Annotated in this window: 16 protein-coding genes and 1 pseudogene; 8 read left to right on the top strand and 9 right to left on the bottom strand. The window is 28.2% G+C overall.

Annotated elements, in window-relative coordinates:
• Positions 1-34: 34 nt before the first annotated feature.
• On the bottom strand, positions 35-271 hold the full coding sequence (locus J3U20_RS02155) for a hypothetical protein (RefSeq protein ID WP_105297472.1): 237 nt from the start codon (positions 269-271) through the stop codon (positions 35-37).
• An 81-nt stretch (positions 272-352) separates the two neighbouring features.
• Between J3U20_RS02155 and J3U20_RS02150 the strand changes: the two genes are divergently transcribed.
• Positions 353-739, top strand: a complete 387-nt coding sequence (locus tag J3U20_RS02150) for a hypothetical protein (protein ID WP_185149847.1) — start codon at positions 353-355, stop codon at positions 737-739.
• A 1,318-nt stretch (positions 740-2,057) separates the two neighbouring features.
• Here the strand turns inward: J3U20_RS02150 and J3U20_RS02145 are convergent.
• From J3U20_RS02145 to J3U20_RS02125, 5 genes are all read right to left on the bottom strand, one after another.
• Entirely contained in the window at positions 2,058-2,657 is a 600-nt protein-coding gene (locus J3U20_RS02145; RefSeq protein WP_160542209.1) for an acyltransferase, read from the bottom strand.
• A gap of 1,066 nt (positions 2,658-3,723) precedes the next feature.
• Positions 3,724-5,004: a glycosyltransferase family 4 protein gene (locus J3U20_RS02140; protein ID WP_160542208.1), complete on the bottom strand. Its 1,281-nt coding sequence runs from the start codon at positions 5,002-5,004 to the stop codon at positions 3,724-3,726.
• A gap of 3 nt (positions 5,005-5,007) precedes the next feature.
• Entirely contained in the window at positions 5,008-7,521 is a 2,514-nt protein-coding gene (locus J3U20_RS02135) for a YfhO family protein (protein WP_160542207.1), read from the bottom strand.
• Positions 7,508-7,735: a hypothetical protein gene (locus J3U20_RS02130; RefSeq protein ID WP_160542206.1), complete on the bottom strand. Its 228-nt coding sequence runs from the start codon at positions 7,733-7,735 to the stop codon at positions 7,508-7,510. Before J3U20_RS02130 ends, J3U20_RS02135 begins: the two co-directional genes overlap by 14 nt.
• A gap of 30 nt (positions 7,736-7,765) precedes the next feature.
• Positions 7,766-8,845 (bottom strand): DUF6263 family protein, encoded by a 1,080-nt coding sequence (locus J3U20_RS02125; protein WP_160542205.1) that lies wholly within the window; start codon positions 8,843-8,845, stop codon positions 7,766-7,768.
• 176 nt (positions 8,846-9,021) lie between these two features.
• Here J3U20_RS02125 and J3U20_RS02120 point away from each other — a divergent pair, with 176 nt between their 5' ends.
• Entirely contained in the window at positions 9,022-9,588 is a 567-nt protein-coding gene (locus tag J3U20_RS02120) for an RNA polymerase sigma factor (RefSeq protein WP_160542204.1), read from the top strand.
• Entirely contained in the window at positions 9,585-10,583 is a 999-nt protein-coding gene (locus J3U20_RS02115) for a hypothetical protein (RefSeq protein ID WP_160542203.1), read from the top strand. The genes J3U20_RS02120 and J3U20_RS02115 overlap by 4 nt, the downstream gene beginning before the upstream one ends.
• A gap of 5 nt (positions 10,584-10,588) precedes the next feature.
• Here J3U20_RS02115 and J3U20_RS02110 read toward each other — a convergent pair whose 3' ends face one another.
• The 3 genes from J3U20_RS02110 to J3U20_RS02100 form a co-directional block, all read right to left on the bottom strand.
• Positions 10,589-11,374 carry a DUF3108 domain-containing protein gene (locus J3U20_RS02110; protein ID WP_160542202.1) on the bottom strand — a complete coding sequence of 262 codons (786 nt, stop codon included), beginning with the start codon at positions 11,372-11,374 and terminating at the stop codon, positions 10,589-10,591.
• Positions 11,375-11,511: 137 nt separating this feature from the next.
• Positions 11,512-11,751, bottom strand: a complete 240-nt coding sequence (locus J3U20_RS02105; RefSeq protein WP_105298136.1) for a NifU family protein — start codon at positions 11,749-11,751, stop codon at positions 11,512-11,514.
• 14 nt (positions 11,752-11,765) lie between these two features.
• Positions 11,766-12,845: an Mrp/NBP35 family ATP-binding protein gene (locus J3U20_RS02100; protein ID WP_160542201.1), complete on the bottom strand. Its 1,080-nt coding sequence runs from the start codon at positions 12,843-12,845 to the stop codon at positions 11,766-11,768.
• Between the two features lie 283 nt (positions 12,846-13,128).
• Between J3U20_RS02100 and J3U20_RS02095 the strand changes: the two genes are divergently transcribed.
• From J3U20_RS02095 to J3U20_RS02075, 5 genes and pseudogenes are all read left to right on the top strand, one after another.
• A complete protein-coding gene (locus J3U20_RS02095; protein WP_160542200.1) occupies positions 13,129-13,911 on the top strand; it encodes a HipA family kinase in 783 nt (260 codons plus the stop codon).
• Complete coding sequence (locus J3U20_RS02090; protein WP_160542199.1) at positions 13,889-14,278, top strand: DUF3037 domain-containing protein; 390 nt, start codon at positions 13,889-13,891, stop codon at positions 14,276-14,278. The genes J3U20_RS02095 and J3U20_RS02090 overlap by 23 nt, the downstream gene beginning before the upstream one ends.
• Before the next feature lie 317 nt (positions 14,279-14,595).
• Positions 14,596-20,505 (top strand): alpha-2-macroglobulin family protein, encoded by a 5,910-nt coding sequence (locus tag J3U20_RS02085; protein WP_160542198.1) that lies wholly within the window; start codon positions 14,596-14,598, stop codon positions 20,503-20,505.
• 95 nt (positions 20,506-20,600) lie between these two features.
• Positions 20,601-21,263: a YiiX/YebB-like N1pC/P60 family cysteine hydrolase gene (locus tag J3U20_RS02080; RefSeq protein ID WP_160542197.1), complete on the top strand. Its 663-nt coding sequence runs from the start codon at positions 20,601-20,603 to the stop codon at positions 21,261-21,263.
• A gap of 680 nt (positions 21,264-21,943) precedes the next feature.
• Positions 21,944-22,471: pseudogene (locus J3U20_RS02075) on the top strand (hypothetical protein); the annotation flags it as partial.

The raw sequence follows: 22,471 nt of genomic DNA, 5'->3' as shown, positions 1-22,471 counted from the left end.
CTGATGCATATTTTCTTAGACTATTTTTGATTCATTAATTTGTTTTTAAAACAGTTGAATTTTTTTTTGTAGGATTTTTTAAGTGGTATTCTTGGATAATTTTTTTTCGAGTTTCTATAATAATATCCAGAGCTTCTTTTGCATTTAAATCTCCTCTTTCATACCTCATACGTGCTGCCTGACTGGTACAACCTAACATTTCCGATAGGGTTACAAAATCTCCATATTGTATTTTTTGTGCGTTTTTGTTAACATTCTTACTTCTTTCCATAACTTTGTGTACATGTTTTTACAAATATATAAACAATAGTCTAATAAAACAAAATATTTAGACAATATTTTAATATTTATTATGAAAGCTATACATAGAATCAAGCAATACATTGATTATAAAGGACTTAATAATAGTTCTTTTGAGAAAAAAAATAATCTGTCTAACGGGTATATAGGTACTCAATTAAAAAGAGAATCTGATTTAGGGGAAGGCGTACTTAATAAAATATTAGACAATTGTTTAGATATAAATCCTGTATGGCTTTTAACCGGTGACGGCGAAATGTTAAAGAGTAATGATGATTTAACTGACATTGCACTTATAGATGCTATAAGGATGCAAAAAAAACTTAATGTAGCCGAAAAAAAAATAAAAATATTAATTGAACTAAATGAATTTTATAGAGAAGAAATTGAAGAGCTCAAACAAGAGATAAAACAATTGGAAAAAAAAATTAATACTTAGTTTATAACGAATAAATAATATTAAAATATATATTTTAAAAAGATAAATTTTAGGTAGCTATATATAAATATCGTTTCATTTATCCTGTATATTCGTACATTTATAGTTTTACAAAAAAACAAAAAAACTTTACACTACTATTAATAATGGACGAAAATACGCTTATAAGAATAATTACTTATTTAAATAAAAAGGGCACTATTTCTGAAAAAAAATTTAATTGGTTATATAAAAATAAAGATATAATATTGGAATTATTACAGATATATTTTGATTATTTAAAAAATTTCGCATACGATAATGAATATTATATCAAAAAATATAATAAATCTAATTTGATAGATTTTAAAATACTTTGCAAAAAGTATTTAGACAAAAATTTAAATAATTAATAAATAATATATGAAGAATCTTTACTAGAAATCTACTACTTATTTTAATTATAATTTATGCTTTAACGAAATAGATTTTAATTATTTTTTAACCTTATTACCAATTTTTTATATATCCACGCAAAAAATTATATCTTGTCTCAATCGATTGATAATCAATTTATTGTATGTGAAATATTTTTTTTAGCGTGGAATATATGTATGTTATTATTACTTTTTAATTATATTTTTTATAGATAATTAGAATTATATATATGCCATCGATATATATTATATTGTTTTTTGTATACCCAACTGTATACCCAATTTTGTCCCCAACTTTTTACTGAGGTTTAGAATGAATTTTTAGGAAATAAAAAAAGAATTATTTTTTTAAATTTATTTTATTATAAATGGTTGTAAATGATTAATTTAGAAGGTTAATTGGTTATATCGTTTTAGTCGCATCTCTAGGGAATAGAGAATATGCAAAAAGGGGAGATGATCGTATTAATGTACATTTTAAAAATGTTGAGTTATCTTCTTATATCTCTTAATTCCTTAATATAAAAAATAGTATAGGAAATTAAATATTTTGATTTAAGCACATTTTATTTTTACTGTATTAAATGCAAAAAATAAAAAAAAGAGTATGATATTTTATACTCTTTTAAACATATAGATTTTAAATAATACCCTATTAATGGGAATAATACAGAGTCCTAGTAAATTTTTATTAATTTAACAATTTAAAGTGCATATGATTTATTATGTGATTAAAAACGTAATATTTGTATATTTCATTTTTATAAAAACATTTATAAATTTCACTTTAACCTTTTATTATCAATATGATTTTTTTGGCTTATTTTTATTTATAAATTATACATAATTCAATTTATTCCGTATAAATAATAAATTTTTAAAGTCTATAAATTTCGATTTTTTTAATATTTAGTTAATTTCATAACATCTATATTTATAGGAAATTTATATTCCGTATTTTCATTTTGCTCAAAATATTTAGATAATTTACTTTCCATACTATTATTTCTTATTCGGAGATAATTTTCTTTAGATATCTTAGCGGGAATACCTGCTAAAATTGATCCTTCTTGGGTATCATATTTTTTATTTAATAATGTATTGGATGCAATTATAGAATAATCAGGTATTTTAGTTCCTTTCATTATAGTTACACGATTACCAATCCAACTATAGCTACCTATGTATACAGGCATATTATTATTTTTCGTACTCTTAGACTTTAAATTAAATAAATAATGGAAATCTGTATCAAATATTTGTGTCTGATGAGCTATATTAACAAATTCTCCAAAAGTTATATTGTTACAACATCCGATAAAATTTTGATTATTCATACGAAAATTTTTTCCAAACACTATTTCTCCCTTATTATAAACTAGAATTTTACAACCACATCCAATATCAGCTTTACCGTTGAATTTAATTATTGAATGGTTAGTTATTTCTGTGCCTCCTCCACTGGAACAAGGAGAATCATTGGATTGACCAATTTTAATCATTCCTTTTTTAACCTCTTTAACATTTAAAATTATTTTTCCTTTAAACGATAAAAACTTTGTTTTGCTATAAATATATATAGGGAATTTGATAGCTTGATTAAAAGGTAAAAATTTAAAATTTATATAAATTGTTAAAAAAGGATTTATCCAATTTTTAGTAAATAAAAGTATGTAATAGGAGAGATGGGACCTTGATCTTATAAAATTATAGAGTTTTTTTATCATTTAAAGACAACTTTATTTCAATACTGGTTAAAAAAATATTTTTATTTTATATCAAAACAATTAGTTATAAACATATAATTTAATTTATAAACAATTTTAATAATAATGGCGCTAATTTATAAATTTTTATAATATTAATACTTAAATATTTTTTTAATTATTAAAATATTTAAGTAATTAAAATAAATATATGTAAAAAAATAATATTTATTAATTTACTAATAGCATAATATTGTTTGATACATACATTATTATATTATAAGATTTGAATAAACTTAAATTGAAATTAATAGTAAACAACTATTGAGAAAAATTTGTTTTTTACTAATAATTATAGGCTAAATGTATGAATTACAAGAGTATTGGTTTATTAAATTATATTTTATCATAATTTTTAGTATATATAAGCCTTGTTTAAAAGTAATTTTGCGTTGGTCCATAAACTATAATGAAATTTTTTCTTAATTAATTTATAAAAATAAAGTATTTATTATAAATTAAAGAATAGCAACAGGTAGAATTTAATAAAAACATAATACATAAGCATAAAATAGATAATATTTATTTTGATAAGAAAGTAAATTTTTTATGTAATATATAAAATTATATACTATAAATTATGAATTTTAAAACTATTTTTGACTACATTTTTATTATTAATCAAGCAATTAAGGCAATAAAGAAGATTAGATTATTTACTAATTTTAGTTAATAATGATAGTACAACTTGTTAATTATAAATATTTTATATGTATAAAAAATTATATAGCATTTAATAATAATTTTTTTCATTCTCAAATTTTTATAATGAAGAAAATGTAATTATTATTTGGGATAATTTCTATAAATATTTAATTAATTTTTCAGTCAAAAATTTTCTATGAAAATTGGAAATTTTTGCTGAGGGAACATGCGCAGTATTGCTTTTCCAACTATTAAATTCGGTTAAAATGAATTGTTTTAGATGATCGTGATCGTTATAAGTAAAATGTTTACCGGATTCGGTTTCAATTAAAATTTTCTCAACATCAGCATTTTGTGGTCCTATAGATAAAATGGTTTTACCTGTTGCTAAATATTCAAATAATTTACCCGGAATGATACCTTTGGATTTTTCATTATTAAAATTGGTTAATAGCAATAAATTAGAATTATTCATTTCTTTAATCGATTCAACATGGGGTAAATAGCCTATATTGAACCAATTATTTTTTAAAACCGAATTATTTAACTCTTCTATAATTGAATCAGAAATTTTTCCCACTAATTTTAAACGGAATTGAGAGGCAAATGCTGGATTCTCTAAAATTAATTCCATTAATACATTCCATAAATTAGTGGGATTTCGCAGCCTCTCGAGCATTCCAACATACGAGATGGTGAATACAGAAGTTGGTTCATCTGCTCTATTTACTTCTGAATCAAAACCATTAGTAATACATTCAACATTTTTAGCTCCTAATTTTTTAAAATTTTCTTTATCTGTATAACTGGTCGAAAGAATCAGATCGGCATTTTGAAAAACTTCTTTTTCCATTTCCTTATGTTTTTGATCTGATCTTTGAGTTAGTTTTAGTTGAGAGTAATAGGAAATTTGAGTCCAAGGATCTCTAAAATCGGCGATCCATTTGATTTTGTCTTTTTTTATTTGCTTTAATCCTAATCCTATTAAATGCATACTATGAGGAGGCCCGGTTGTTACTAAAGTATCTATATTGTATTCATCCATATATTTTTCAAGAAACTTAATAGATGGTTTAATCCAAAACATACGAGCATCGGGAATAAAAAAATTTCCTCTTATGAATACGGAAACCCTGGATAAAATGCCTTGTTTTTTAGCGGTTTCAAATTGACCGGCTTTAAAATCTTTATTTTTCTTGGTGAGTGTCTCAGCTAAACGGTACGGTTCCCATATAGGTTTTTTGATAATTTTTATTTTAGGATTTATTTCATCAACCAAGCTTGGGTCTAAAATAGGATAGGAGGGATTTTCGGGAATATAAACATGAGGTTCAATACCGAATTCCGGCAGATATTTTGTAAATTTTAACCATCTTTGTACCCCTGGGCCTCCGGCCGGAGGCCAATAATAGGAAATGATCAAGACCTTTTTACACATGTCTTACAAAGGTTTTGAAATCTCAGAGGATTTACTTCTTTTTTTGTAGTCATATATCAATAATATACTGCTTATGATTACAAAAAGAAGACAAGTGCCCAGAGTTATATATTTTCCTTTTTGAATTACGGGAGGATTGAAGGAAAAATTTATAGTATGTTTTCCTGCAGGTATTTTTAAGGCACGTAACGTATAATCGGCTCTATAAATAGGAACTTCTTTTCCATCGATTGAAGCCTTCCAACCATGTGGATAATAAATTTCCGAAAAAACTCCTAATTTTTCCTCTTTACTATTAGAAACATAGGTTAAATTATTCGGTAAATATTCTTTTAATTCTATAGAAGACAAACTATCAGAGGAAGATTGTATGGTAAGGTCTTTTTTATATTTTGAATTTATGACAGCTTTTCTTTTGTTATCAATCTTTCCCAATCCTAATAATTCCTCATCGGCATTGTTGGCAAAAACAATTTCATTTACAAACCAAGCATTTCCATTATTATTAGGATTAGGAATAGGTCTGATTATAGAATCGGCAGTGATGATGTACTTAGTATTAAGCATATCAAGTATAGGTAAATTTAAGCTGTCCGATAAATAAAAATCTATTAAATCTTGATATCTCCTTAATTTAGCTCCATGATATCCACCAATCGATTGATGAAAATAAGAGGTATTAGTTTCATTAAATGGACTTAATAACAAATTGAATACTCTGTAATGAGCATGATCGTTTTGTTTAATTATATCTAATGCATGGTTAATAGGTGCTGCATTGACAATACGAGCCAAGGTTGGATCGGTTTGGGCTTTTTCTAATTGACTTTCTGTTACTTGAGTAGGAAAAGGATTTTTATAAAATTGTTTGTCCACAAAATTATCATCATTTAAATAACGTTTATCCACTCCCCATAAATCAACTAAAGATAATGCGGCAATAGCTAAAACCGCATAACTTGATTTAAAGGACTTAATTTGCGCTGCCCAAAGAAGTACAGAACAAACTAAAACGAAGAAAAAAGTTCGTAAAATATCTGATTGGAAAAGGGCAAAACGATCTTTTCTAATAGCTTCAAGTATTTCAGATTTTATAGCATTACCTTCTAAAGAAGTATGAAAGCTAAATATTTGTAATCCTAATACATATAGAAGTAATAAAATAACCAATATAAAACCGGAACTTATATATAAAATTTTAGTTTTATAAACTTGGGTAAGAGATTCATCCATAAAATATGAATACGTACCCAATAAAGCTAATAAAGGAATAGTAAATTCAGCAATCACGAGAGCGGAAGAAACAGCTCGAAATTTATTATATAATGGGAAATACTGAATCATGAAATCAGTAAATATCCCAAAATTTTTACCCCAAGCTAAAAAGAAACTTAGAACGGTTGCTGCAACCAACCACCATTTATATCTGCCTTTATAGTAAAATAAAGCTAAAAATGCTAAAAATATTACTACAGATCCTTGATAAGCAGGGCCTACGGTACCCGGTTGCTCTCCCCAATAAGAGCCATTAAAAGCACGTTGAAATTGAGTATATTCTTCCTGTGATCTAATATTTTCCTGTAAAGATGATTCAAGATTAGAGGTTTTAAATCCTTTTTCATTGTTGCCCCCCCCCATAAAATTAGGAACAAATAAATTTGCCGTCTCTAAAATGCCGTAGCTCCAATGAGTAATATAATCTGTATCTAAACCCTGATTAGAGGAAACGTTATTTTTACTTATAGTTAATTCTGACTTTCCTCGCGTAGTTTCCTTTGAATATTCATAGGTTGATAGTAAACGGGTAGAATTCATTCCCAGCGCCAGTAAAATGGCCAGAAGAAAAAAGCCAGAAGAAATACCAAAAGTTTTTAAAGTTTTCGTTTTAAAGCTGTGAATAAGTTCAATCAAACCAAAAATTCCTAAAGCTAAAAACAGATAATAGGTCATTTGTGGATGATTGGCTGCAATTTGTAACGATAATAATAAAGTGGTAAGAATAAATCCGGTAACATATTTTTTTTGATACAGTAAATATACACCTGCAATAAATGGCGCAAAATAGGCTATCGTATGAATTTTAGCATTATGACCGGCTCCAATTATGATAAAAAAATAGGTTGAAAAAGAGAACATAATACTTCCCAGCAAAGCATATTTCCAATTTTTTAACCATACCATACCTAACAAGTAAAAACCGGATAACAACAAAAATAAATAACTGGCGGGAGTAGGAAAAGTTCTTAATAAACGATCGATACTTTTAATTATATCTGAAGGATAATTAGCTCCCATTTGGTAGGTGGGCATTCCCCCAAACATGGAATTGCTCCAATAGGTGTCTTCACCATGAATAGATCGATAATCTTCTAATTCATGCGCTCCGCCTTTATAATGGATGATATCAGGTTGAGAAATATACTTACCTGATAATAATGGACTAAAATACATAAAGGAGAGGATGACAAAAAAAAGCAAACATCCTACAACCGGCAAAAAATAACTATTTTTTTTCATTGTCTTTAGTTTCTACTTCTTCGTAATCAACTGTTTCTGCATCCCATTTAATACCCTTATTCTGAGAAGAATTTTTTCTTTGGTTATTAAATTGATGGGGCTTGGACCTGGAAAATTTCTTTTTTGCACGAGTACCCGAGAAAATTTTATTTAAAATATTAAAAACAAAATAAGCAACTGTGGCAAAAAATATAAATTCAATTAATCTTCCCATCGATAAATATATAAATTAATTAGTAACCTATCAATTAATATACGTGTTATTTACAGATTTCTGAACCACCTTTTCAGTTTCATTACCTTTACTGGCTGATTTGGTTTCCGTAACAGTCATAGTAAAATTGGCATTGGAAATCCAACCGGATTTATTATTTATGATAATTTTTCCACTTTGAGTTCCCTTTACAGACAATTTATAAGTTATCCCTTCTACCACTTTAGAATCTGTTTTAGACGGTAAAGTTCCCTGAATACGAACTTCAGTTAAACTGTCACCCACTTTTACTAACTGATTATACCCTTGGTCTTTCAATTCCGGATGAGAATTCCATTTCTCTCCAATTTTTAATCCTTTAGATGGAAATTTCATAATGGAACCTTCAAATTGTGCTTTAAAAGTTTCAGGATTCAGACCCAATTTAAAAGCATTAATAAAATCTTCCAGTTCTTTTCCTTTCAATTCGGATTTTAAGGTTGATTTTGCTTTTTCATAAATGGCGTCCATACCCTTTATGTTGGAAGCATTTCCGTAAATATCCATCGTTAATGTAAAAGTAACATTGCTGATTGCTCTGTATATTTTCCACAATTTTGCTTGATCGGGATTTTCCGGTTTCTTACCGTTGGTATCAAATACTACTACTTTACCATCCGCTTTAGTAATAACTTTTTTGCCCCCCATGGATACTTGTAAGGTATATATATCATTTTTGATATCTAATACCGTAAAGCTTATTGGATCTATGGATTCTTGCGAAACAGATTGACTTTTATCTCTAAAAGTTACTGTTTGCTTATTAATTTCTCTGGAATTAAAAGAATAGGTTTTACCTTTTTCAAGAATATATCTAAGATGATAAAGGCTATCCGCATCTTGATAGATACCGGTTATAATTTCTGGACTACTTTTTTCTTGTTTATTAGTATCATTACTCGGTAAAGAAGATTCCGCGTTCAAAGAATTTCCAGAACGGTTTGTTTCATCTTTTTTTGAAAGGGAAGTATGTGGTAATTGTTTGGATTTTTCTTCATTTTTGCATGATACAAGACTACCACCCAATAAAATAGATATAAACAAATAAGATACTACTGACAATTTTTTCATTACGTCAAAATTTTCTGCAATTTACTAAAGATAATTAGTAAACGAATGATAAAGCTCGGAAAAACCTAAGTTTTTTCTCAGTTGTTTACAATAATTCTGAAAATTATATATTTTGAAAATTTTGTCGGGCTAATTAATTTGTATTTTAGCGTTAAATATTATTTATTCGAGGATATTTGAAAAATCGTTTAGAACTTAAGACATACAAAGACCAAGAGCTTTTAGATAAATATAGGGAAACTCAAGATATCGAATATTTTGGTGTATTATATAGCAGGTATATTCCTTTACAATATGGACTTTGCCTTAAATATTTAAAAGATGAACATAAAGCCCAAGATGCAGTAATGCAACTGTTTGAAAATTTGCTTCCTAAAATTTTAAATTATAAGATAGATCATTTCAGATCATGGTTATATACAGTTTCCAAAAATTATTGTTTACAACAATTAAGAAGAGAAGGTATAGAAATAAATATAGATCATGCTATGGAAAATGTGCAATCTGAGGATGTTTGGGATCTATTGGATGAAAATAATGATGATGAAAAATATCAAATGTTAACCGATTGTATATCTAGGCTACCTCAACCTCAAAAGACATCCATTGAAATGTTTTTTTTCAAAGATAAATCGTATAGGGATATTTGTGATGCAACTCAATACAGCTTGAAAAGTGTTAAAAGTTATATACAGAACGGTAAAAGAAATTTAAAGCTTTGCTTAGAAAAAAATCTTAAATGAAAAAATTACTTAACTATATAGGAGGCAAAAAAAGAGGTAAAGATGCTAGAGATATTGAAAGGCAATCCATGAAGGATGACTTTTTAAGAGAAGCTTTAGAGGGTTATGATGAAGTTCAAGGTGACCCAAGTAAGGATATTGAAAAGCTTGAAAGAAAAATTTTAGATAAAACGAGTCCTCGAAAGAATAGATTTCCAATTTATGCAGTAGCAGCCGGTTTAGTTCTTCTAGTTAGTATAGGTATACTTTATAAATTAACAAACGATCAAAGAAAGGAAAGAAATTTAATCGCTTTTGAAAAATCAGGAAGTAACGACAAGAATATAAATATTCCCTATGCAATTAATGAAAACAACAATAGTTCAAACAATGAAAAGAAGGATTTTTCAGATACTTTTAAAGTAAAATCACAAAATAAAAGTAAACCTTTGACCATCGTATCTAATCAAACATTAAAACAAAAAATTGATCCTAAAGAATTTATTCGAAATATAGAACCGGAATCAATCGAAGAAGATACCGATACCTTTGAAAATAAATTTATTGCACACCGGGATATAAGCGCTGAACTCAGTCAAGAAAAAGTTGAGGAACCGTTATTATCTTTGAAAACAATGAATAGAGATTCCTCTCTTGAACCGGTAAAAAAACTCAACAAAACTGATCAAGAAATAGATCAAATCTATTCAGGCGATTCTTTAGTAAGAGATTCACAATCTTATGGTATTACACATAAAAGTTTTGAATCTCAGCCCACTATTGGAAGGGACAATTTCAATACCTACATCGATAAAAATCTGTCGGTTAAAAAAGAAAAATGCGATACTAATGAAGTTAAGATAGTTATCGGATTTACTGTAAGTAAAGAAGGCAGACCGAAAAAATTACACATTCTTCAATCCAATTGCGATAAATTAGCCAATAGAATCATTAAATTAATTAAATCGGGAAGCAGTTGGACAGAAGGAGAAGGAATATATCATTTTGTCAGATAACTTAATTATTTACTAAAATTAATTGGAGTTTCTAAATTTTTATAACTACTTAAATCGGCTTTTAAAGATCCAACGGCTAATTCAGCTTTAATTTGAATTGGAACATGATTTGAGTCATCGGTTACCCACATAGTTACACTTTCTTTCTCTTTAAAAACTCTTCCTGCAAGGACATAGGGTCTGATTTTTAAACATTTTACTTTTCCAAAACTTGAAGAGACTGTTTCTCTATTCAAAATTTTAAGTTTAAAATTTAGAGTTTCACCATCCATAAATATATTAAGATTAATATAATCGCCCGCTGTATAATTATCGGTATTCATATTTCTTAAATAATAAAATGCAGATAACATATCGTGCATTTCTCCCGTATAATTATAGGTTTTGGAAGTATTGGATTTATTATTGGTATAAGTAATATTTTTATTCGTATGATCAATGACCATCGTTTGATCTCTTACATAGGAACCTTCGCGAATTTTACGTATAAATTTAGAAGAAAGCATAGTGGATTTATCTATATAAGTTTCATATAGGTCTTCCACTTTAAAAAATAATTTTACCGCACCGGTAGAATATCCTTTACCAACCACATGATAGTGAGTTTTTTCATTATATGTTACCACATTTGTGGTAAAAGTAGCATATCCGGCATTTAAAAAACCATAATGAATCCTGTACTTTAAATATTCCCCGTCTTTAAATTGAGTAGGAGAGGGCGTTGAATAATCCGCTGATATAAATATAAAAAAGAATAAGAACGTAACTACTATCGTAAATAATTTTTTCATTCCAAATTTTTGGTTATTAGTTATAGCTCATAACATTTATTAAATAAAAGTAATTAATATAAAAATAGATTAAAATATCATAATTCTATCAAACTTATTGCCAAAAATTAAATAACAAAAGAGCAGGATTAAATTTTTTATTCGCTTATACTTATTACTTCTTCAATTTCGGGTACATGTTTTTTTATAGTTGATTCAATACCTAATTTTAATGTACTTTGATTAATTGAACAATCAGAGCATGCGCCGGTAAAGCTTACAAAAACCTTATTATCTTTGATTTCTATAAGTTTAACATCGCCGCCATCGGACATTAAAAAAGGACGAATTTCTTCTAATGCTTGATTTATTCTGTCTGTTAATGTATTCATTTGCATGTAAAATAATAAAATTAATTGTTAGAACATCCCGCCATTGTTGTAATTCTTACCGCTTCTGAAGGTGGTAAATCTTCATTTCTTTTGACCAGGCTGCTTATCATATTTTTAGCCAAGTTCATATAAATTACGGATACCATTTCATCTTCTTGTAATACGGCCGGTCTTCCGTAATCAGAAGCCTCTCTGATGGATTGTATGATAGGAATTTCACCGAGGAAAGGAAGGTCCATAGATTCAGCTAATTTTTTAACACCTTTTTTTCCGAAAATATAATATTTATTATTCGGTAATTCTTTTGGCGTAAAATAAGCCATATTCTCAATTAAACCAAGAACAGGTACATTAATTTCCGGCATTTGGAACATAGCAACCCCCTTTTTTACATCCGTCAGGGCCACATGTTGCGGTGTACTAACTATAACGGATCCGGTTACGGGAACTTCTTGTACGATCGATAGATGTATATCTCCGGTTCCCGGAGGAAGGTCTATAAGAAGGAAATCCAATTCGCCCCAATTGGCATCATGAAGTAATTGGTGGATCGCTTTGGAAGCCATAGCTCCCCTCCAAATAACCGCCTGGTTGGCTCCTGCAAAAAATCCTAAAGAAAGAAGCTTTACTCCGTAACTTTCCACAGGTATAATTTTATTATTATCTGATAAAGGCTTTTCATTGGTAACATCAAACATGGTAGGAACCGAAGGTCCGTATATATCAGCGTCCAATAAGCCCACTTTAAATCCCATTTTAACTAAGGCTGTTGCCAAGTTGGATGCAACGGTAGATTTTCCGACACCGCCTTTTCCTGAAGCAACTGCAATTATATTTTTAATACCCGGAATAGCATTTCCTCTGGAATCCTTTTTTTCCGGTACTTCTACTGAAATATTCAATTTAAGCTGTACATCTTTTCCAAACTTTTGTTCAAAAGCTGTATGCATAGCTGTTTCCATTCTTTTCTTTTCATGTAGGGCAGGTGAATGAGAAAGCATATCGATTATAACGGTATCACCCATTATTTGTACATTCCTGACTAAGTCATCAACCTCTATTTCCTTCAAAAAGTTTTTAATTTCTTCTTTACTTGCCATCTTGTATTTTCTTAAAATAAAAAAGTATAATTCCTTTTTATTGTCTGTACAAATGTATTAATCTTTACGGATTTATATATACTTTTTACTAAAGAAAATCTATAGTTGAATAGTTTAAATGAATCAAAGTATATTAAATTTTTAAACTTGCCTGGTGAAGGGTATTCGGATTTAATTTGAGTTTAAGCTAAGATAAAAAACTTATGTTGAATGAAAATTTAATTTTTCATAAAAATTAATAGTTAGAAAAAAATGTAACTTTACCGAGGATAACCCATTCACTATGGAACTGAGAAGCGTACACGTTACAAGATACATTACCCCGTTGAGAGAAGGAGGTTCCTTACCTGCCTTGGCAGAAGCTGATGACGGGTTTAATTACGTGATCAAATTCAGAGGAGCAGGACACGGTACTAAGGCTTTAATATCTGAGTTAATTGGAGGGGAAATTGCAAGATTGTTAGGATTGAACATTCCTGAAATAGTATTTATCTATTTAGACGAAGCGTTTGGTCGTACGGAAGCTGATGAAGAAATACAAGATTTACTTAAAGCAAGTAGAGGTTTGAATTTAGGTTTACATTTTTTGTCAGGAGCGTTAACTTATGATCCGGTGGTTACAAAGGTTGATTCCTATCTAGCCTCAAAAATTGTATGGTTAGATGCGTTTTTAACTAATATTGACAGAACGATTAAAAATACGAATATGCTTATTTGGCATAAAGAATTATGGCTGATTGATATGGGAGCTTCCTTATATTTTCATCATTCTTGGATAAACTGGGAACGATTATCGGTTACACCTTTTGCCGAAATTAAAAACCATGTATTATTACCTTTTGCCTCGCACCTCGAAGAAATTGATCAACAGTGCAAAGAACTAATAAGTTTAGAAAAAATCGGTGAAATAGTAAATTTAATACCCGATGATTGGTTAGATTGGAGAAGTTCAGAAGAATCCATACAGGATATAAAAAATATTTATCAAGAATTCCTTTCTAACAGATTAAATAATTCACAACTATTTATAAAAGAAGCAAATAATGCAAGAAAAACGATTATATGAATATTCCGTCATACGATTGGTGCCGAAAGTTGAAAGAGAAGAATTTATAAATGTGGGAATTATTTTGTTTTCAAAAGAAGCTAAATTTATCAAAGTCGAATATATAGTTGATCAAGAGAAAATAAAATGTTTTAGTAAAGATAATACTTTTGACATTGATTGTATCATCAAAGCATTGGAAGCATTTAAAAAAATTAGTATAGGAGATTCTACAGGACGAGGCATAGCTGCTATGGGGGTTGCAGAAAGATTTCGTTGGCTAACTTCTGAAAGAAGTACTATGATTCAAACATCCAGACCACATCCCGGGTTTTCTTCGGATCTTAATCAAACATTTTTAAAATTATTTAATGAATTGGTATTGTAATACAAATTACTTGTTATCACAAAGATCATTTTCTTTTATCTTTTCATTTAAAATTATATATAATTTTTCGCTAAAATTTAGCAATCATAGTAAGATAATTAGTTCTAATACGAATAATTGTTCCTTAGCTTTTTTTATTGTATTATATAATTTATAGAATATTATATCATATTACCAATTAAGTTTATTGTTTTTTTATCCATGTATAAGATTAATTTTTTAAAAAATTATATACAATCTTTATGGAATTTAGTAATTTAAGCATCTTTATTGTAATAAATTAACAATAGATATTTTATAATTTGAAATAAAATCATATGAAATCGATTTTTTTATTTTTAAGTTTTTGGATAATTCAAATAGGTATGGCACAAGTTATCAATTATGATAAAGAAAGGAAGAAAATTGATATAGAAATGAAGAATGGAGAGTTTAAATCTTTACTTCCTAAAGTTAATCAACTATACATTCAGGCAAAAAAAGAAAATAATTCTTCGGAAATTATTAATTCCTTGATATATCAATATCTAATCTTATCTCAAACTCAAGAGGATAAAGATAATGATCCGTACAAACTTGTAATCCAAAATTTTGAAAAGGAAATGAATTCTTTTAAGGGGATTACTTTATCCTTAACAAAATCGATGTTAGCAAAAATTTATGAAGATTATTCAATTAGAACTCGTTGGGAAAGAAGAAATATTACAGAAACTGAATTTCATTCCAATGATATTAGCGATTGGTCCACGCAACAACTCATGCAAAAGAGTTTTTCCTTGTATAAAGAATCCATTAAAAATGATCAATTACTTAAGAAAGAAAAAACATTACTTTGGAAAAACATTTTAAATTCAGATGAAGATATAGAATTATATCCTACTTTATACGATATTTTAGTGTTTCGATATATCCATGCTTTAGAAAAAAATGATTTATCAAGCGAGTTTATTTTAACGCAGAATACAATTGAGACCAAAGGGTCTTTGGATAAAAAGAATAAAGAAGAAGAAATTAACGATCTTTATAAAGATTTATACGAATTTCATAAAAATGATCCGGATAAATCAGCTTTTCTAAACGTTAAATTAAAACAAATTGAAAATACTATTCATTCTTCTGAAACTTTGGAGAAGAAAGCAGATTTAGTAGAGAATTTAGCAAATTCTTATCCGACTCAAAAATTTTCCGCCTATTTATATTACAAAGCTGCGAGTATGAATATGAATTCAAACAAAGAAAAAGCATATTCAATTTGTAAAAATGTTACCTATTCTGAAAATAATCCGTGGTCTATAAATTGTAAAAATCTTATCGAAGAAATTCAAAAAATATCCCTCAATGCCTCATTGGATGAAGTTCAATTACCAAATGAAAACATCCCGTTGATAATAGAAGCTACTAATATCAATAAAGTTTATTATCGAATTTTTCAGCTAAATACGGATAATAATACGATGTTAAATTCGACTAATTCAGAATTTATATCCAATGGAATTTATTCCATGGTAAATAAAAAACAGATCAGAAATGGTGTGTTGGAATGGAAATCGTTTTCAGATTTTAAGACTCATTCCACGTTAATTAAATTGGAAGGTCTTTCCGAAGGAAATTATATGTTGGAATTGTCAACTAATTCATCATTTATACCCAATCAAGAATTAAATTCAAAGTTCAATGGAACCTTATACTTTATGGTCCATGATTGGAGTATTGTTAAATTAGGAAGATACGTAAATCCATTATTTCAATTATTAAATCGTAAAACGGGAAAGGTTTATCCAACTAAATCTATAACCGTATACAAAAAACAAAATAAAAATATAGATTCAAAAAATTTACTTGAGCCCTATACCATTACAACCGACTCACACGGACTTTTTGATTTATCTAAACTCAGCTCAAAATTTGGAGATACTTATATGTATATTCCTTCTTCACATTCCTACATGAAACTTCCTTCAAGCATGTACAATGATGAAAGTGATGTAATTAAAAATGATATTCAAAAGATGAGTGCTTTTTTTACGGACAGATCCATCTATAGACCCGGACAAAAAGTTTTTTTTAAAGTAATACTTTATACTAAAGATAAGGATAAAACCTTAGTAGTAAAACAGCAAAAAGTGACTCTATCATTAAATAATGCGAATGGACAGGAAATTTCAACATTAAATTTAACTACAAATGATTACGGAAGTATATTTGGAGAGTTTATTCTGCCTCAAGAAGGTTTGACAGGAAATTATTATATATCTTCCAATTTCAGTAATGATACTCATTATTTTTCAGTAGAAGAATACAAAAGACCAAAATTTGAAATCATATTTGATGATTTTTCAGGAAATTATAAACTAGATGAACAGGTGGTAAGTAAAGGTAAAGCATTATCATATAACGGATCGCCTGTTACTGATGCAAAAGTTATATACAGGGTTGAAAGAAAAGGTTTGGTACCTTTATATAGGATGTATTATCCTATGCCTTATACGGATCAATCCGAAATAATAGCACATGGAGAAGTAAATACAGATAAAGAGGGAGTTTTTGCAATTTCCTATCTCGCTAAGGCTAAAGATGTTAAAAAGGATAATAAATATAGATATTATACCTATATTTTAACCGTAGATGTTACAGATAATACCGGAGAAACCCAAACTAAAAAAACTAAAATTTCATTGGGAGATCTCCCTTTGCAACTAATCTTACATACACCGGATGTATCCACTCAAAAAGATTTTACAAAACTAATCATACAATCAACTAATTTAAATGAGGTAAAAGTATATGCTCAAGGGATGGTTAACCTATATAAATTAGAAGGTCCATCCAGAATACTTCTTCCAAATAAATTAGCAATCGTTCCGGAATATCAATTATACGATAAAGAATCATTTGAACGTTATTTTCCACATTTACCTTATGCTAAAGATGAGCAGGATCCGTCGGCGTGGAAAAAAGAAAAAATAAATACCTATAAATTTGATACTCAAATATCTGATACTCTTAACCTTTCTTCTCCATTATCAAAAGGATTTTATTTAGTGGAAGCTGAAACTGTATTGGGTACTGATACCGTTAAAACTCAAAGAATTATTGAAATAAAAGATGATAAAACATTAAAATCATCAGATTATGAATATTTTAGCGTGAATGCCTCTCAATCATCATATCAGGTAGGAGAAAAAATTGAACTCAACTTTTTTTCTGATTTAAAAAATTCAACAGCCATTTTACATTTGGAAAGTAACGGAAAATGGATAATACACAAAGAAATACCTTTAGTTAAAGGTAGAGGAACCTATTCCTTTATGGCAACTAAGGATTTTATTAGTGATGGACTATTTGTTTTAACTTATTTGGTTAATGAAAATGGATATCAAGTAAAAAGCTTTCAAATTGAGGTTGTTGAAAAACCTAAAGACTTAAAAATTAAAACTGATGTATTTAGGAATAAGCTAAATCCGGGACAAAAAGAAACTTGGACTTTGACTATTAGCGGGAATGATAAAGATAAAATTGCTGCAGAAGTACTGGCTACAATGTACGACGAGTCTTTAGATCAATTTGCTCCAACTACTTTCACATTCACTCCTTGGAAATATTATACGTATGGGGTATTATATCAATCGGCTTCTACCATTGGTTATAATCTCATTTCAAATAGATTATCAGAAAAGTTACCTAATTTAATTTATAAAAACCCAAAAAATGTTGATTTGAAGGATATATCCATAGGCACTTTATACGATGGGGAAGTGGTAGCTACTTCTGCAATTGCCATTCCTAAAAACGCTGATTATATGCAATCCGATTCAAATTTGGAAAATGGACTTATAGGAAGAAATAGTATACAAAAGATAATAAATCAAGATGCAGATGTAGAAAAGAATCTTTCTCAATTTAAATATCGTACGAATTTAGAAGAAACTGCATTCTTTTATCCTAATCTTTATACAGACGAGAAAGGTAACGTTACATTTTCATTTACCTCACCGGAGGCTTTAACTCAATGGAAACTTCTTATTTTAGCTCACACCAAAGATTTACATACGGGAACAGCCGAATTTCATGCACAAACTCAGAAAGATCTCATGGTGGTTCCTAATCTTCCCAGATTTTTAAGAGAAGGAGATGAACTAACGATACGTACAAAAATTAATAACTTAACCGGAAAAAATATAACAGGAAATGCACGGCTTTTTCTTTTTGATGCATTGACTCAAAAATCGGTAGATAATACATTTAATAATTTATCCCCTGTTATACCTTTCAAAGCAGAACTTTCTAAAAATACCGAAGTAAGTTGGAAAATTAAAGTTCCAAAAAATATTCAAGCCGTCAGTTTCCGCATAGTTGCAAATGCAGGTAATTTTTCAGATGGTGAAGAAAGTGTACTTCCCATACTTTCCGATAGGGTATTAATTACCGAATCTGTACCTATCAACATAAAAGAAAATGAAACAAAAGAATATCATTTAGATAAGCTTAGTACTCATTCTTCAAAGTCCTTATCTCCATTAAGTTTAAATTTGGAGGTTGCTAGTAACCCTGTATGGCTGGCTATATTTACCATTCCTTATTTAAAGGAATATCCCTATGAAAATTCGGAGCAAGTGTTTAGTCGTTTATATGGGAATATATTGGCCTCTTTTATAGTAAATACCGTTCCGAATATTAAAAATGTATTAAATGATTGGAATTCTAAAGGGATCTACATATCCAATTTAGAAAAGAATCAAGAATTGAAAAATATACTATTAGAAGAAACCCCTTGGATACGTACCGGTGAAAATGAAACCGAAGAGAAAAAGAGAATCTCTTTGCTGTTTGATTTAAACCAAATGGCTCAAGAAAATGCTAAAGTTCTAGAGAAACTCAAAAACTTGCAGAATCCTGATGGTGGTTTTGCTTGGTTTGAAGGAGGAAATTCCAATGCATATATAACTGATAATATTATTGCCGGAATAGGTCAACTCAGAAAAATGTTGGGCATTCAGTATTCAACATATATACCGAATGATCTGGAACAGGTGATTAAAAAAGCTATTGCATATTCCGATCAAAACGCTTTGGATTATATCCATAAAAATCAAATGGAAAAAACAGGAGAGGAGGGCGATTTACTACAGTATTATTATGTAAGAAGTTTTTGGAAAGATCGTTATCCATTACCGTTAGAAACAGAAAACTACAGTAAAGAGATTAACAGAAATTTTACAAAATATTTTAAAAAGTTAGATACACAAAATAAAGCGATGTTGGCCGTCACTTTGCATAGATTTGGATATACTACATCAGCGCAAACTGTGCTTCATAATTTGAAAGAAACATCGGTGAAATCAGAAACTACAGGTATGTATTGGAAAGATAATCTAGCCGGATGGTCCAGATACCAAACCCCGATCGAATCTCAAACTAAAATTATAGAAGCCTTTGCAGAGGTAACTCCCCGGGATATTAATTCTGTAGAAGAAATGAAAATTTGGCTGCTAGGTAATAAACAGACTAATTCTTGGGGCTCTACGAAAGCTAAAACGAATGCTTTGTATGCATTATTGAATTTTGGAAAAGATTGGTCTGAAGGAGAAAAAAATGTGACCATTTTTAGTGGAAACAAGCAAATTTATCCATCAGTCGATGCTTCCTTGATTCAAACTACAGGATATTTTAAAAAAACATGGAATTCTGAGCAAATGAAATCGGAAATGGGAGATATAAAAATTGAGAAAACATCTCCCGGTATAGCTTGGGGAGGATTATATTATCAATATATCGAAGATTTAGATAAAATAACTGATGCAGGAAATGCTATAAAAATTCAGAAAAGATTATTTAAAAAAACGGTATCTGATCAAGGTTTTATATTACAGGATATTTCGAGTAAAAATTATATATCCATCGGTGATGTAATTACTGTAAGACTGATACTAAAAGCAGATCGTGATATGGATTTTATTCATATTAAAGATATGAGAGCATCAGGGTTTGAACCAGTTAATATTTTTTCTTCGTATAAATATCAAAACGGATTAAGTTATTATGAAAGTACCCGCGATTCATCTACTAATTTTTTCTTTGAACATATAAGAAAAGGAACGTATGTGTTTGAATATGAGGTAAGAGCTACTAATAAAGGAGAATTTTCAAACGGGTTTACTTCAGTGCAATCCGTGTATGCGCCTGAAATGTCCGCTCATAGTGGTGTAGATTATATAACAATCAACTGATTTAAAATGTTGAAATTTTAATTTAAATTTAAAAAAATATAAAAAACACATAAACTATTATGTGTTTTTTATATTTGTAACGAAAAATAAAATCTATGAAAAAGTATTTTAGCCTAATCGTTATATATCAATTTTGTTTTGTTTTTTCACAAAGTTATAGTTCATTTACATTTGATTTAAAAGATGGAGATTTACTATTTCAAGAAACCTATGCTAAAAATATGGATAGCGCAATCAAACAGGTTACTTCAGGCATAGATAATTATAATTTCACCCATGTTGGAATGGTATATAAAGATTCTATCACAAAATCATTTTATGTAATTGAAGCAACTCATCCCAAAGTACAAATTACACCGCTGAAAGAATTTTTAATTCCAAAAAAATATGAAAATAAACCGCCCATTTCTGTTGTTGGAAGATTGAAAGCACCCTATCAAAAATTGATTCCACAAGCGATAAAAGAAGCTCAAAAATTAATAGGTAAAGAATACGATGATGCTTTTGATTTAACTAATGATCAATACTATTGTTCAGAGCTTATATATAAAATTTTGTATATATCCAATGGTAATAAAGAAGTATTTCCTTTAAATGTAATGACATTTAAATCCTCCGAGACAGGAAAATTTATTCCGTATTGGGAAAGTCATTTTCAAAAATTAGGAATTCCTATTCCGGAAGGAGAATTAGGAATTAATCCTGGAGCTATGTCTAAATCTGATGTCATCGATATCGTTTATTATTATAAACCCTAGATATCAATATGATGTTTTACATACATCATTTATATGTTTTTTTATACCATTAAATTGTCAAATAATATAAATCTAAATTTTACATTAATTAATTAGCCCATTTCTCTTTAAAAATTATTCTAACGCTAGAAATAAAAATTGAATTAAAATTATTGTTATTTATATTAAACTAATAAATATATTATTATTATTATTATTATAAATGTATTATCAAATATAAAAAATTTATTAATTTAATAGATTGATATATTAATAATTTGATCTAAACACCTAACTTTAAAAAAAGTCTCAGCCCTTTATATTTTTTATAAATCTTAATTATTTTTAATCAAAAATTCATAAATAAAACTATAAATATATTTTTTTTAATTAATGATATAATATATTGATTATAGTTGTTATAATGACAAATAAAATATATTTATTATAATTTAATATGTTTTAAATTTATTTTAGTTTAATTATTAAATATAAACATAGTATATAATAAGGATATTGATTATTATTTAATTATATTTTTGAAATTTTCAATTTAAATGTAAAATAATTTATTAATGAATTAATATTATTTTATATTTGTATAATATATACTATTTATTATTTTATATAAATATAAACAATTTGTTTATATTTTATATATTTTTATTTAAATAGATATTATTAATTAAATATAATTATTTATGAATAGATTATTATTAGTTCTTATATTTTATCTGTTTTCATTTTCTCTATGTTTTTCACAATCATTGAATGTTAAGCAATTACCTGAAAAAGAATACCAAGCCTTAGTAGATATTTACAACCAATTGAACGGTTCGAATTGGAGTGGATCCAATTCATGGAAAAAATGGGATATATCGGAGAATAATTTACATGAGATACCATGGAGTGGAGTAACAGTAGAAAATGGACATGTCACCGGACTTAGTTTATATTATTTTTATAATGTAAAAGGTAAACTACCGGAAAGTATAAAAAATTTGGAGTACTTAAATTATTTAAGTTTATCCTCTTATTATATAGAAAAAGATTTTCAGGGAACGGATTGGAGTATTTTATCGGGATTAAAGAATTTAGAAAGCTTATACTTATATGGAAGCAAAATAAGCGGACCAATCCCAGAAAGTTGGGGAGAATTACAGAAATTAAAATATCTGGATGTAGGTAAATCAAAGGTAACCCAATTAAACTCAACCATAGGAAATATG

Origin of the sequence: Apibacter sp. B3919 (assembly GCF_026537405.1) — a bacterium.
Classification (GTDB): Bacteria; Bacteroidota; Bacteroidia; order Flavobacteriales; family Weeksellaceae; genus Apibacter.
This window is presented reverse-complemented; position numbering and strand designations above follow the sequence as displayed.

Excerpts from the sequence above, each read along its gene's own strand:
- J3U20_RS02155 (WP_105297472.1), bottom strand. The coding sequence starts at position 271 with ATGGAAAGAAGTAAGAATGTTAACAAAAACGCACAAAAAATACAATAT.
- J3U20_RS02150 (WP_185149847.1), top strand. The coding sequence starts at position 353 with ATGAAAGCTATACATAGAATCAAGCAATACATTGATTATAAAGGACTT.
- J3U20_RS02145 (WP_160542209.1), bottom strand. The coding sequence starts at position 2,657 with ATGATTAAAATTGGTCAATCCAATGATTCTCCTTGTTCCAGTGGAGGA.
- J3U20_RS02140 (WP_160542208.1), bottom strand. The coding sequence starts at position 5,004 with ATGTGTAAAAAGGTCTTGATCATTTCCTATTATTGGCCTCCGGCCGGA.
- J3U20_RS02135 (WP_160542207.1), bottom strand. The coding sequence starts at position 7,521 with ATGAAAAAAAATAGTTATTTTTTGCCGGTTGTAGGATGTTTGCTTTTT.
- J3U20_RS02130 (WP_160542206.1), bottom strand. The coding sequence starts at position 7,735 with ATGGGAAGATTAATTGAATTTATATTTTTTGCCACAGTTGCTTATTTT.
- J3U20_RS02125 (WP_160542205.1), bottom strand. The coding sequence starts at position 8,845 with ATGAAAAAATTGTCAGTAGTATCTTATTTGTTTATATCTATTTTATTG.
- J3U20_RS02115 (WP_160542203.1), top strand. The coding sequence starts at position 9,585 with ATGAAAAAATTACTTAACTATATAGGAGGCAAAAAAAGAGGTAAAGAT.
- J3U20_RS02110 (WP_160542202.1), bottom strand. The coding sequence starts at position 11,374 with ATGAAAAAATTATTTACGATAGTAGTTACGTTCTTATTCTTTTTTATA.
- J3U20_RS02105 (WP_105298136.1), bottom strand. The coding sequence starts at position 11,751 with ATGCAAATGAATACATTAACAGACAGAATAAATCAAGCATTAGAAGAA.
- J3U20_RS02100 (WP_160542201.1), bottom strand. The coding sequence starts at position 12,845 with ATGGCAAGTAAAGAAGAAATTAAAAACTTTTTGAAGGAAATAGAGGTT.
- J3U20_RS02095 (WP_160542200.1), top strand. The coding sequence starts at position 13,129 with ATGGAACTGAGAAGCGTACACGTTACAAGATACATTACCCCGTTGAGA.
- J3U20_RS02090 (WP_160542199.1), top strand. The coding sequence starts at position 13,889 with ATGCAAGAAAAACGATTATATGAATATTCCGTCATACGATTGGTGCCG.
- J3U20_RS02085 (WP_160542198.1), top strand. The coding sequence starts at position 14,596 with ATGAAATCGATTTTTTTATTTTTAAGTTTTTGGATAATTCAAATAGGT.
- J3U20_RS02080 (WP_160542197.1), top strand. The coding sequence starts at position 20,601 with ATGAAAAAGTATTTTAGCCTAATCGTTATATATCAATTTTGTTTTGTT.